The sequence below is a fragment of the Methanocrinis sp. genome, assembly GCF_049974945.1.
Taxonomy (GTDB): domain Archaea; phylum Halobacteriota; class Methanosarcinia; order Methanotrichales; family Methanotrichaceae; genus Methanocrinis.
In genome coordinates this window covers 8,923-21,007 of record NZ_JBNGCU010000023.1, presented here as the reverse complement: position 1 = coordinate 21,007, position 12,085 = coordinate 8,923, and the positions used below count along the sequence as shown (strand labels likewise).

General features: G+C 62.4%; 10 protein-coding genes and 1 tRNA gene. 3 read left to right on the top strand and 8 right to left on the bottom strand.

The window, feature by feature from the left end; genetic code table 11:
- Nucleotides 1-161: 161 nt before the first annotated feature.
- From ACP5EL_RS03815 to ACP5EL_RS03805, 3 genes are all read right to left on the bottom strand, one after another.
- Entirely contained in the window at nt 162-1,007 is an 846-nt protein-coding gene (locus ACP5EL_RS03815; protein WP_428401137.1) for a CPBP family glutamic-type intramembrane protease, read from the bottom strand.
- 32 nt (nt 1,008-1,039) lie between these two features.
- The gene (locus tag ACP5EL_RS03810; protein ID WP_428401136.1) at nt 1,040-1,231 is read right to left on the bottom strand and encodes a hypothetical protein; all 192 of its coding nucleotides are present in this window, start codon (nt 1,229-1,231) and stop codon (nt 1,040-1,042) included.
- 123 nt (nt 1,232-1,354) lie between these two features.
- Nucleotides 1,355-1,437, bottom strand: a tRNA-Leu gene (locus ACP5EL_RS03805).
- Between the two features lie 134 nt (nt 1,438-1,571).
- On the opposite strand from ACP5EL_RS03805, the gene ACP5EL_RS03800 reads away from it, so the two are divergent.
- Nucleotides 1,572-1,913, top strand: a complete 342-nt coding sequence (locus tag ACP5EL_RS03800; RefSeq protein WP_428401135.1) for a hypothetical protein — start codon at nt 1,572-1,574, stop codon at nt 1,911-1,913.
- A gap of 45 nt (nt 1,914-1,958) precedes the next feature.
- Entirely contained in the window at nt 1,959-2,384 is a 426-nt protein-coding gene (locus tag ACP5EL_RS03795) for a GIY-YIG nuclease family protein (protein WP_428401133.1), read from the top strand.
- Here the strand turns inward: ACP5EL_RS03795 and ACP5EL_RS03790 are convergent.
- Nucleotides 2,376-3,602, bottom strand: a complete 1,227-nt coding sequence (locus tag ACP5EL_RS03790) for a GntP family permease (RefSeq protein WP_428401131.1) — start codon at nt 3,600-3,602, stop codon at nt 2,376-2,378. The genes ACP5EL_RS03795 and ACP5EL_RS03790 overlap by 9 nt on opposite strands.
- A 238-nt stretch (nt 3,603-3,840) precedes the next feature.
- On the opposite strand from ACP5EL_RS03790, the gene ACP5EL_RS03785 reads away from it, so the two are divergent.
- A complete protein-coding gene (locus ACP5EL_RS03785; protein ID WP_428401130.1) occupies nt 3,841-8,655 on the top strand; it encodes a hypothetical protein in 4,815 nt (1,604 codons plus the stop codon).
- Between the two features lie 56 nt (nt 8,656-8,711).
- Here the strand turns inward: ACP5EL_RS03785 and ACP5EL_RS03780 are convergent, their stop codons facing one another.
- The 4 genes from ACP5EL_RS03780 to ACP5EL_RS03765 all read right to left on the bottom strand — a co-directional run.
- On the bottom strand, nt 8,712-9,074 hold the full coding sequence (locus ACP5EL_RS03780; RefSeq protein WP_428401129.1) for a hypothetical protein: 363 nt from the start codon (nt 9,072-9,074) through the stop codon (nt 8,712-8,714).
- A complete protein-coding gene (pdxT, locus tag ACP5EL_RS03775) occupies nt 9,061-9,648 on the bottom strand; it encodes a pyridoxal 5'-phosphate synthase glutaminase subunit PdxT (RefSeq protein ID WP_428401128.1) in 588 nt (195 codons plus the stop codon). The genes ACP5EL_RS03780 and pdxT overlap by 14 nt, the downstream gene beginning before the upstream one ends.
- Nucleotides 9,649-9,662: 14 nt before the next feature.
- Nucleotides 9,663-10,556: a pyridoxal 5'-phosphate synthase lyase subunit PdxS gene (gene pdxS / locus ACP5EL_RS03770; protein WP_428401126.1), complete on the bottom strand. Its 894-nt coding sequence runs from the start codon at nt 10,554-10,556 to the stop codon at nt 9,663-9,665.
- Between the two features lie 165 nt (nt 10,557-10,721).
- The coding region (locus ACP5EL_RS03765) for a TolB family protein (RefSeq protein ID WP_428401125.1) at nt 10,722-12,085 on the bottom strand (1,364 nt) is incomplete at its 5' end.

The following is a 12,085-nucleotide window of genomic DNA, read 5'->3' as shown; positions in this document are numbered from 1 at the left end:
TGAGGCTTGAGAATACGAAGAACTCGGGCCTCTCCCTCATGATCCTGAGGATCGGCGGAACGCAGCCGAAGAACTCCTCGCTGTCCTCCAGAATGTCCTCCCCAAGGGAGTCGGCGCTCTCCAAGAACTTCCGGATCAGGTCTCTGTTCTCAGGCTTCATACTATGGAGGTCCGTCTGGCAGATTGATAAGCACCTCGGTGACGGCCTCATCCAGGTTCAGCATCTTTCGTCGGTTCAGCAGCACGACGGCAAGGGCAAGGGCAGCAAACACGAGAGTGTCCCAGGGCTGGGCATCAGGCCAAACCGGGTTGTTCATCTGGAAGTGGTAGAGCGCTGCGATGAGGAGGCTACCCCGGGCTGCGTTGAAGATGGAGGTCAGGATGACCGTTATCGAGAGGACCCCGATGAAGTAGGGACCGAACGACCAGGCACTTTGAGGGCTCCCGCTGAGAAAGAAGGCTGGCAAATGCCATAGCCCCCAGATCAGGCCCAGGATGAGGCTCGACCAGAGGGGCACAAAGCGGCGTTGCAGAAGAGGTAGCGCTACGCCGCGCCAGCCCAGCTCCTCGACGGGCCCGATGAAAAGGGCGGCGGCTAAAGCCGGCAGCGCGGCGCGCCAAGGTGAGAAGGGGAACGGATCTGTAATGGTGCCCTTGATGGCTGCTCCGAGGTAGAAGGCGGCGGGTATGCCCACCACCAGGAAGGCCCACCATCCGGCTGGCATCCGCCAGAGTGTGAGCCGCCGGAGGTAACTTCTGAGGCCGTCGGTGCCATAATGTCGCCAGACCAGGAAGATGCCAGCGATGGCCGGAGAGTAGACGGCGAGGATGAACAAGGGGTTCGTATAGCCCATGGGGCCGAAGATCGGCTCGGTCTGGCCGGGGAAGAAGATGAGGAGGGCGAGGATGCCCCATGCCAGCCCAAAAGCGATAGCAAAGAACGTTACGAGGGCATAAAAGCCCATCTCTCGCCGGGCCGTTTCAGTTTTTGCCATGATCTTATCCAATTATTTTGCCTCAGGATCTGGAAGAATCTCGATCAGCCCTCCATCTTCCATTCCATCCCGCAATCGCGGCAGCGGTAATGCCAGCTCTCCCCGAGACGGCCGCAGAGATGACCCTCGCCGCCGCATATCGGGCAATACGGCCCCGTCCTCTGGATTTCGTCCCATTCGCTCAGGTCGTCCTCCAGTTCAGTCGCCCCGCTCAGGAGGCTTTCATAGCCGTTCATATATTTGCCTCCTCGGCCTTCTGGCCGGAGTTCTATCTGTATGCACTATTATGCTTCTCTCATAAAATATAGAACTGTCGGACCGCTGAAATGGGCGGGAGACTACATTGTGGACGCAAATAATGCGGGGAACGGGATTCGAACCCGCGAACTCCTGCGAGACGGGATCTTAAGTCCCGCGCCTTTGGCCACTTGGCAACCCCCGCCCTAAAATCAGCTACGAAACCGGGAGGCTTCACCGTTCTGAAGCCCGTCCGCTCCGGTGAGGGCGGAGTTGAAGCGCGCAAGATAAATAGTTTCCCGCAAACCCCGGCCCCCGTCAAACACCGAAGGTGAATCGATGTATCAGTACGACGAGCACAACTTCCTGACGTCGGTATATCAAGATGAGACGTACGACTTTTCGACCTTCCTGGATGTGGCCGGGTTCGAGGAGGACGAGGTCCTCGGTGTGATCGACGAGCTGGAAGCCTATCGGTCCATCCCCGGCACCACCCTCAAAAGGTACTTCAAACGCGTCCTCAACTCCGTGGAGGAGGACCGGAGGACCGCGTTTCTCAAGGGGATCATCGTGGGGACGGCGATCCACGAGAACCTCGAAAACTACGACCTCGAGAGGCACATAACCTCCGAGGTCGACAGAAGGCTTCGAGAGATCCTGGACGATCTGGACCCGGCCTGACGCCAACCCCAACCCTGAAATGCCCCAAAATTCAACCTGATTACGATGGAGAAAGGGATCTACACCCTCGTCCTCAGGCTCGAGGCCGACCGGGACTTAAAGGTCGGCTCCCTCGGAGAGGTCCGCTTCGATGCCGGCTACTACGCCTACACCGGCTCCGCCCGGGGTCCCGGAGGGCTCTCCCGGGTGGATCGGCACCTGCGGGTGATGGAGGGGAAGAATACCGTCCAGAGGTGGCACATCGACCGCCTCCTGCCTTCCACCGCCCTGGTGGAGGTGGTGGCCACGAGGACCGATGAGAACCTGGAGTGCGCCATCGCCCAGAAGATCGGCGAGAGGCTCCCCTTCATCCAGGGGTTCGGCTGCACCGACTGCCGGTGTCCCTCCCACCTTCACTTCTCTTCCGACCGGGAAAAGATCCTGGAGGCGGTCCGGTCCGCCCACGCCCGAGCGCGGTCCGGCTCAGATTAAAAAGAGCCAGCGAAGGGCGGCAGCGGCGAAGACCAATAGGCCGCAGACCGAGAGAGGGAGGGTATACCCAGCGAGGGTCTCCCGGAGACCGGAGTTCGTCGTCTCCTTCACCAGCCAGAAGTAGGGATCGCTGACGGCGGAGAGGATGAAGGCCCCCGCCGAGATCGAGAAGAGGAGGGTGACCGGCTCCATCGGGTAGCCCTTCATCATCTCGGCGGCGATCACCACCGTCACCACCCTCGAGCCCTGGGCGAGCTGGATCAGGGAGGCGACGAGGACGGGGAGGGCCACCGCCGGAATGAGAGGGCCGAAGGAGGCGTAGATCGCGGGGCCCAGGCCGCCCTGAGCGATGACGTATCCGAAGGCCCCGGCCCCACAGAGGTCGAAGATTATGATCCCCGCCCTCCTCGTCGCCCTCTTGACCATATCCTCTCTCCCCTCCCCGGCCAGGGCCGCCGAGAAGAGGGCCCCGGCGAGGAGGGCGAAGTCCGGCGACCCCAGCATCCCGGCCGCGGGCGTGAGGAGGCCTGCGAGGATCAGGAGCAGGGGCAGAGCCAGGGGAGCCCAGGAGACGAGCCTCGACGGAAGAGGGCCGGTCTCGGCGGGGGACTCACTCACCCCTATGGGGAGCCGCCCCAGACAGACGAAGGCGGGGATGAAGAGGAGGAGGGAGAGGGGGAGGCCGAACTTCAGCGCCTCTGCCGGTGCCACCCCCAACGACCGGGTGAGGGTGACCATCACTGGCGATGGATAGACCAGGTTGAAGGATATCACCGAGAATAGCGCGGCCGAGAAGAGGAACCTCCTCTCCGAGCCCTCGCACTCTCGCCCCATCCCCGCCACCACCGGCTCCAATATAATATAAGATGTCATGGAGCACATTGCCGCGAGAGAGACCAGGTACCCCGAGATCCCCGAGGCCAAAATCCCCCTTCTTCTGCCGACGAGCAGGAGGAGGTCGGCTACGATCCTGTCCACGGCCCGGGACCTGCGCAGATGTTCGGCGATCACAGACCCTGCGAAGACGATGATCGCCAGGGCCGAGAAGATCCGGGCCAGCCCCTCCGATACGTGATCGATCAGCTCCGGGCCCATCCCCGATAGTACCCCAAAGAAGAGGGCCGAGACGACCAGGCTCAGGAAGGGTGAAAGGCCGATCTTCACCGTGAGGAGGCTCACCAGAAGGATGGCCAAGAAAAAGGCGAGAAGGGGTTCCATCGATACATTATATCACGGCCCGACTATAAAAAAATCACGGCCCGCCCGTAAAGCGAATACATAAGAAGAAATACCCTATAGTCTTTATGGATGCGCGCCAGATGTCGTTTTCGTATCCGATCCTTTTGATCCCCAAAAGATCTGATCTTTGCCCATCCGGCGAGATTCTCCGACCGCAAATTCTTCCGAAACACCTTTATAGAGAAAAACCAATAAAAGGTCTGTTCAGGGGGAGCTTATGGAGGGCGTTTGCTGGAAAAAATCCCCCCCGGGGGGCTGTGCTTTTAATCTCTTCTGTCTAGCTGGCCTCATCATATCTTCGACCCTTCTCCCCACCGCATCCGCCTTCTCCGCCCCCTTCTCCATCCCCTTCCTCTCCAGCCCCGACCAGGATGCAGAGCTTAGCCTGGTGCTGGATCAGCCTCTTGTCGAATACGGATCTAGGTCCTCCTACACCCTCCAGCTGGAAAATTCGGGCCGGGCGGCGTTGACCGATATCTCGGTATGGGACAACTTCGGCCAGGTGGGGTTCCTCGCCCGCCTCCCTTCAGGAGAGTCCTTTGGGATCACCAGGACCACCCCACCCCTGAGATCGACCACCTCGCTGAAGGTTATGGCGAGCTCAGGAGGCGAGGTGATCTGCAGGGATGAGGCCGCCGTCCAGGTCGGGCTTCCTGAGACGCTCTCCCTCGTCCCCGATCTGGACCGAGCAAAACCGGCAGCTGAGCAGGACCAGATCCTGAGGACGACCTCGGTCTCTCCAGAGATCGAGCTCGTGGTCGGGGCCGACCCGAAGGCGGTGCGGCCCGGAGAGAAGACGACGGTGAGGATGACCGTCACCAACCGCTGCTCTCAGACCATCAGAGACGTGGAGATATCCGGCCCCGGCTGGACCGTCGAGGCCGGAGACCTCCAGCCGGGCGAGTCAAAGACCTACTCGAGAGGCCTGATCATCGCCGAAGACCTCTCGGCGGAGCTGACCGCCACCGGAACCACCGATGGCAAAGAGAGGGCCGCCGATCGAGAGCGGCTCCAGGTGGCGGTCGTCAGCTCCGACCTCTCGGTCACGGTCACCTCCCGCCCCGCCGGATCGGGCCAGGCCGCCACCACCGAGTACAGGCTGAATAACGAAGGCGACGAGCTTTTGAGCCGGGTGACCCTGAAAGACGGGCGAGGTGCCACCCTGGGGATACTGTCCCAGCTCGGCCCGGGGGATTCTGAGAGCCTGACCCGAACCAGGAGTGGGGATGAGGAGGTGGTGGGGACGATCGAGGTGACGGCCGTATCTCCAGAAGGGAGGACCATCACTGGAGAGGTGGTCGTTCAGCCTTCCAGCGCCCGAGCCTCTGCCTCGAAGCCCACGAGCAGGTCGGGCTCGACGACACCCTCCAGAGCCCTCCCTTCGATCGAGGAGGGGGAGGTGGCAGAGTTCGAGGAGATGGACCTCGAGCTGAACCTCGATGGTTTCGGCTCCGACGTATCCGGGATGGCCTCGGAGGACCGGAAACCGAGAGCGGGCCGGTCTGCTGCAGGTCCAGAGCTGGAGGATGGCGGCCCGGTGGTCGGATTTTGGGGCTTGGATCTCGGATTCGACTTCGGCAGTTTCGGCTTTGTCAACGGCTTTGGTCCATCCCCGGCCGGTGGGGTCGCCGAGCTCATAACCCGATCGAGGAGATCAGACGCGGAGACGAGAACGGAAGAGACGGAGACGGGCTCTCCCGCTCTGGTGGTGACGATCCAGGCGAACAGGACCCTGGTTCACGAGGGAGATCTCGTAGGGTACAGGTGCGCCGCCGTGAACCGGGGGAGGGTAAGCTTGTCCGATCTGACCCTTCGATGCGGCGAGGAGACGGCGAAGCTCCAGAGCCTCCCCCCCGGAGACGGCTTCCCTCTCCAGGGGGTGATGAGGGTGGAGCGGTCCCTGAACTTGACGGCTTTCGCCTCTGCCACCGGTCCAGGCGGATCGAAGCTCGACGACGAGGCCGCCCTCTCGATAGGGGTGGTCTCGCCAGACCTGTTGGTCGAGGTAGGAAAGGAGCCCGAAAGGATCTGCCGAGGCCAGAGGACGACGATCGTCGTGCGGCTCGAGAACTCAGGGAACGACCCCCTCTCGGAGGTGGAGGTGACCGACGCCCTCGGGGAGATCGGAACCGTCCCGGTCATCGAGCCCGGTGAGGTGAGGACTCTGGTCAGGAACTCGACCCTACACGAGAGCATCGAAGACGTGGTGCTGGTGGTCGCCACCGACTCGACCGGCGGCCGCCTCCAGAGGTCGGAGGTTCTGAAGATCGAGCTTCTCGAGCCCCGGCTGGACCTCACCGTCGATACAGAGAAGGCCGCCGCCTATCCTGGAGATCCGGTGGAGGCGGTCTGGACCATCAGAAATTCGGGCGATGTCGACCTCGTCGACGTGACATTCCAGGGGGAGGGGACAAGCAGTTTCAGGCTTCCCGCCGTCGCAGCCGGTGGCTCGACCTCGGTCTCCTCCGTCTACTTTGCCGACGAGAGCCGGGCGGTCTCGGGGCGGGCCGAGGGGAGGACCGCCGGCGGCGAGACGGTCTCGGCCTCTGCAGCCTTCGAGATCAGGTCTATATCGCCGGGGATCAGCCTCAACGTCAGACCTGCGGTGGTGGAGAGCTGCCCCGGTAGGAGCTTCAACCTGACGGCTCTTGTGACCAACTCCGGGGACGACCCCCTGAAGGGGGTTACCCTCTCTGAGAGGAGCCTGGGAACCCTGGAGAAGATCGGCCGGCTGGAGCCGGGCGACTTCAAAGTCACAGATCTCGGCTTCTTCGCTGAGAAGAACACCACCTTGATGATCGAGGTCGAGGGGATCGACTCGATGGGCAATGCCTGGTCCGACTCCCAGAAGGTGGCTGTGAAGCTGGTCACCGCCAAGATCGAGCTCTCTATAAGGGCGGACCCGCCCGAGACGACCCCCGGAGGCAGCGTCAATGTCGTCCTCACAGTCGAGAACGGGGGCGACGTCCCCATCTTCAGCACCTTCGTCACCGGCGGGCTCTTGGGCCAGCTGGGCACCATAGACTACATATCGCCCGGCTCCAGCCGGACTCTTGAGAAGAAGATTGAGATCACAGAGGAGATCGAGGACGAGATCATCGCCGAGGGCTTCACCAAGGATAGGGACTCGGTGAGGGACGAAGCGATACTCTCGATGGGGCTGAAAGTGCCTGCCGAAGAGCCCGTCCCTGCTGAAAGTCCTTACCCGGGCGCAGCCTGGACAGAAGCGGTGGATGTCGGGGCAGAGGAGGCCAAAGTTCTGGAAGGGGCAGTCCCGGCGTATATGGTCAACGAAAGTGACCCCACCACCTCAGAGGTCCGGGAAGGCGAGGGCTCCGGCATATCCGGCCTCGTAGACCGTCTCAAGAAGATTCTGGAGAAGATCCGGCTGAGCAAAGAGAGCTCCGTCGACGGTGCATCGTCGGAGGCGCCGGCTTCAGGAACGATGCCCGCCGGATCCGGACCTGGATCCTCTTCCGTCGGCCCAGCCTCGGCCAGCCCCCCAGGGGCCTCGGGACGGTGGTCGGGATACGGGACCAGCGAAGAGGGGACCTGCGCCTCGCCCTCGGCTGGGGAGACGAAGCCCCAACCCGCCGGATACGCCTATTCGGCTGCAGGGCCGAGATCATCCGAGATATATTCCCCGGGGCCCGAACTCGAGATGACGGGCTACTCGTACTCAGCAGAGGGGCTGGCCTCATCTTATCTCTCATCTCCATGGACCTCACCAGGACCTTCTGGGCAAGCCTATTCGGCCAGCGGCCCCGCCTCAGCATACCTGTACTCTTCCTGGGCTTCGGGATACGCCTCTTCGGGTGGCGGCTCCTTATCGGCGCCGACCTCCGCCGCCGGAATATCGACCAACCTGGCGAGCCCTCTGCCCCCCCCCAGCCGCGAGGCCGATCTGAGGACGGCCTCGATGGCCTCGCCGAAGGTGGCAGAGGCGAGAGGCTCGGTGGAGGGCCCAAGCCCCCTCAGGATATCGGAGATCTCGCCGGGGCACTCAGAGGTCGCGGTCCCCGCCGGCAGCCCGAGCATGGACGGTCCGTTCCAGTCCAAGTCCCCCACCGAGAACATCAGGCTGATCATAGGCGACCCGAGCACCATCGAGGTCGACCGCCCGCCGAAGATCATCGATGTAGGGGCGTTTCCGCCGGAGCCGGCGGCCTGGTCGCCGGTGGTGGTGGCGGTGCACGCCTCCGACGATACCGGGATAAGATCGGTGGAGATGCTCTGGGATACCCCCACCACTTCAGTTAGCAGGATGGATCTGGTCGACATCACCAAGATCAACACCCAGAGGATGGGGCTCGAAGAGGGCGACTCCAGAGACGGCTACTGGAGCTACGAGATCCCCGGCCAGGCTGCGGGAACCTACATGGCGGTCATGGTCAAGGTGAGCGACGGTGAGAGGTGGGCGGAGGACGGCCCATACATCCTCTTCTGGTCGGAGACCGCCCCTGATGAAGAGGGGGCCAAGTCCGCAGCCTCCGAGGAGGGGGCAGAGAAGGATGGCAGAAGCGGAGGCTCCGCCGGGGCCAAGAAGGGCGGGATGCTCTTCGTCGAGTCGACCACCGTCGTCGGCAGGGGCGACATATCTATCAAGAACGAGGTTCGAGAGTCCAGCGCAAGGTACAAGGAAGAGCTGGACGGCTACGGATCGATAGAGATGCAGTCCCAGAAGACCGTAAACCGGGGAAACCCCGTCGTCAACATCTCCGACAGCAGGCTACTGGTCTTCGACCAGGGCTACCTCAAGGGTTTCAAGGTCATGCAATCTCCGGCCTTCCACGGCGGTATGGGCGCCAGCGTAACAGAGCAGTTCAGCGCCACCACTCTGGAGAAGAGCGAGACGGGTACGATATCGTCGGTCAACAGGTCTGATCACACCCTCCTCTTCAACACCCAGCAGGCCTTCGAGGGGATATGGGGCACCAAGACCGAGTACTCGAACTTCAACAAGAAGATAAAGGCCAAGCAGCAGCTTAACGGGACCTTCGAGACCCAGAAGAAGATATCCTTCGAGGACTAGCGGGCCCTGAGATGGCGGGCTTTTTTGAGCCTTCCGTTTGGATTTTTGAGATGGAGTCAGGGCCTTCCGGCCCTGATGGCCCCTTCCCAGATCTCGTCGGCCCTGTCCACCACCGCCACGATCTGGTCGTGAATCTCGAGACGGTGCTTGATATCTCCGGCCTTGAGGCCGCTGTCCACGGCGAGCCTCAACATCTCCCTGCTCTCGGCCCGGAGCTCCTCAGACTCCTGCCACATCTCCTCTGCGGCCGCCGGGTCCTCTGAGCGGAGGTCGATCGACCGGCTCCGGAGACCGTCGGACCTTCTCATAAGCTCTGCAGCCTCCCTTTTGAGCTGCTCGGATTCCTCCTGGAGCTCTGCCATCTCCCTCTCCATCTCCTCGAAGCCCTTCTCTACAAACTCTTCGTCAATGCCGAACATCAATTCCCACCTCACAGATCATATCCAAAAATATCTCGTGGAACCTGAGGTCCCAGGTCAGCTCCGGGTGGAAGGCGAGGCCGATCAGGTTTCTCTCTCTGACCGCCACCGCCAGATCCCCGATCCTGGCCAGGACATCGATCTCATCTCCCCAGCCGACCACCGCCGGTGCCCTTATGAAGACCGCCCGATAGGGCGGGCCGAAGCCCTCCACCTCGAGATCGGCCTCGAAAGACTCCCTCTGGGAGCCGAAGGCGTTCCTCAACACCCTCACGTCCAGAAGGCCGAGGGGAAGAAACCTCGTCTCCTCGACGATCTCCTTTGATATGACGATGAGGCCTGCGCAGGTGGCCATGATGGGGGTGCCGGAGCCTGCGGCGGTCCGGATCTCGTCGCCTACCCCGGTCCGGGCGAGGTGTCTTGCGATGGTTGTGCTCTCCCCGCCGGGGAGGATCACGCCGTCGCATTCGGGGACGATCCCCCCCTTGCGGACCTCGACCACAGATCCCTCGTCCCCCAGGGCCCGCCCCATCGCCTGGACGTGCTCAGAGACGTCGCCCTGGAAGGCGACCACGCCTATCCTCGAATCTACCAGCCCCTGGTCTGAAGGATCTCGCCCTCTTGAAGCGTTCCGGCATCGATCCCCTTCATGGGGTCGCCGAGACCGGTGGATATCTCGACGAGCTTCTCTGGGTTGTCGTAGTTGTTCACGGCCTCGACGATCGCATTGGCCATAAGCTCGGGATTCTGTGATTTGAATATCCCCGAACCCACGAAGACGCCGTCGGCCCCCATCTGCATCATCAGAGAGGCGTCGGCGGGGGTTGCGATCCCTCCGGCGGCGAAGTTCACCACCGGAAGCCTCTGCATATCCCTGCACTCGAGGACGAGTTCGCGGTCTGCCTCGATCTCTCTTGCGACCTTCACCAGCTCTTCGTCGTTCATGCCCTTCAGGCCCCTGATGGCGCCACCGATCATCCTCATGTGCCGGACCGCCTCCCGGACGTCCCCGGTCCCGGCCTCGCCCTTGGTCCTGATCATGGCCGCGCCCTCCTTCGTCCTTCGCAGGGCCTCGCCCAGATTCCTGGCGCCGCAGACGAAGGGGACGGTGAATTTGGACTTATCGACGTGGAACTCGTCGGCGGGGGTCAAAACCTCCGACTCGTCGATCATGTCGACCCCGATCGCCTCCAGGATCTGAGCCTCGGCGAAGTGGCCGATCCTGACCTTGGCCATCACCGGTATCGTCACCGAATCGATGATCTCCATTATTATCTTGGGGTCCGCCATCCTGGCCACCCCGCCCATCTTCCGTATGTCGGCAGGCACCGCCTGCAGGGCCATGACCGCCACGGCCCCGGCCTCCTCAGCGATCACGGCCTGCTCAGGGGTGGTGACGTCCATGATCACGCCCCCTTTCTGCATTTTAGCAAAGCCGCGTTTGAGCAGCTCCGTGCCGAAACGAAGTTCTTCCAATTGCATGATAGTCAGATGCCCCGATCTTTTTTAAGCCGCTTACAAGTGAGGGCCAAATAAATAAACTTTGCTCCCCGAACCGTCCGCGCCATCGGCGACCCGGGACCGAGAGGAGCAGTGAAGGGGCCAGAGCTCCCCGAAAAGGGGGGGCCTGGCCCTGGCCGGTCAGCTCTACTCCCTGTATATCTCGTACATATAAAGGTCCTTGTTCCCATCCCGGTCGTCTACCCAGACCACCTTGCCGTCTCCGGTCCGGGGATCGGTCTGGTCGCCGGGCCCCGAGAAGATCTCCATCTCCTCTCCGGTCGCAAGGTCCAGAGCCCGAACGTCCCAGTCGCCGTTCCGGTCGTCCATCCAGACCAAGAAGCCGTCCCGAAGGTGGGGCTTCGTCTGGTCCGAGGGGTCCGAGGTCAGCTGCTCGACCCGGCCTGTGGCCAGATCTTTGGAGTAGAGGTCCCAGTTTCCGCTCCTGTCGTCCTGCCAGACGACCAGGCTCCCGTCGGTGGTGGGGAAGGTCTGGTCGCCGGGCCCGGAATAGACGGGCTTTCGGGTCGTGCCAGACCAGACATAGACGTCCTCGTCTCCGTTCTGATCGTTTTGATAGACGACGATGGTCCCGCCTGCATCGGGGTTTTTGCCCCTCGGCGGTATCGCCTCCATCGCCTCGCTTCTGTAGAGGGGCTTCTTCTGGACACGCCAGCCGAAGCCGGCTATGGGAAGATCTCCCCAGGCCAGGGTCTCCTCGCTGATCGAGGGCCTCGAGGGCACGGAGATCCCCCTCTGCAGCTGGGTTCTGTTGACGGTGGGTATGTCCAGAGCCCTGATCGCCCAGGCGTCGAACTCCTCCTCAAGGTGCATCCAAACCACGACATCGTCGTTGATGTCCGGATACATATCGAGCTCGCTGCCCGCGGCGAGGGGCCACTCGACGTTCTCGATCAGGTTGTAGAGGCGGATGTCGGGATTTCCCGTCCTGTTGTCCATCCAGACCACCCAGTCGCCGCTGACGGCGGGGCTGGTCTGGTCACCGGAGGCCTGGCAGATGACGCTGATCTGGTCGGAGCCGAGGTTCTGGTACCCGAACTTTCCGCTGGGAGAGATCAGCCAGGCGAGCCGAGAGTCGAAGTCGAGCTCGATCTCCCCGGGGCCGCTGGCCACCTCTTTCTCCTTCCAGGTGTTGGGATCGAGGCTGAAGATCGACCAGCCCTCTTCAGACCTCTCCTGGTATACGATCCTCTTTCCGTAGACCTTCGGCTGGAGCTGATCTCCGGCCTTATTATAGGCGCGGCCCCAGTCCCTCCCCCAGAAGTAGTAGTTCACGTCGCCGGTCGTTGAGTCCTCCCAGACTATGAGGTCCCCGCTGATGTGGGGATGGACCTGGTCGCCCTCCCCGGTGAGCCTCCTCTCCTCGCCGGTGGCCAGGTCGAGGGCGTAGACGTCCTCGTCTCCGTTCCGGTTGTCCTGCCAGACCAATAGGTCGCCGCTGATGTGGGGATGGACCTGGTCGCCCTCCCCGGTGAGCCTCCTCTCCTCGC

What these genes read in the sequence shown, in the direction of transcription:
- ACP5EL_RS03810 (WP_428401136.1), bottom strand. Translation starts at nt 1,231, where the DNA reads ATGAACGGCTATGAAAGCCTCCTGAGCGGGGCGACTGAACTGGAGGAC.
- ACP5EL_RS03800 (WP_428401135.1), top strand. Translation starts at nt 1,572, where the DNA reads ATGTATCAGTACGACGAGCACAACTTCCTGACGTCGGTATATCAAGAT.
- ACP5EL_RS03795 (WP_428401133.1), top strand. Translation starts at nt 1,959, where the DNA reads ATGGAGAAAGGGATCTACACCCTCGTCCTCAGGCTCGAGGCCGACCGG.
- ACP5EL_RS03790 (WP_428401131.1), bottom strand. Translation starts at nt 3,602, where the DNA reads ATGGAACCCCTTCTCGCCTTTTTCTTGGCCATCCTTCTGGTGAGCCTC.
- ACP5EL_RS03785 (WP_428401130.1), top strand. Translation starts at nt 3,841, where the DNA reads ATGGAGGGCGTTTGCTGGAAAAAATCCCCCCCGGGGGGCTGTGCTTTT.
- ACP5EL_RS03780 (WP_428401129.1), bottom strand. Translation starts at nt 9,074, where the DNA reads ATGTTCGGCATTGACGAAGAGTTTGTAGAGAAGGGCTTCGAGGAGATG.
- pdxS (WP_428401126.1), bottom strand. Translation starts at nt 10,556, where the DNA reads ATGCAATTGGAAGAACTTCGTTTCGGCACGGAGCTGCTCAAACGCGGC.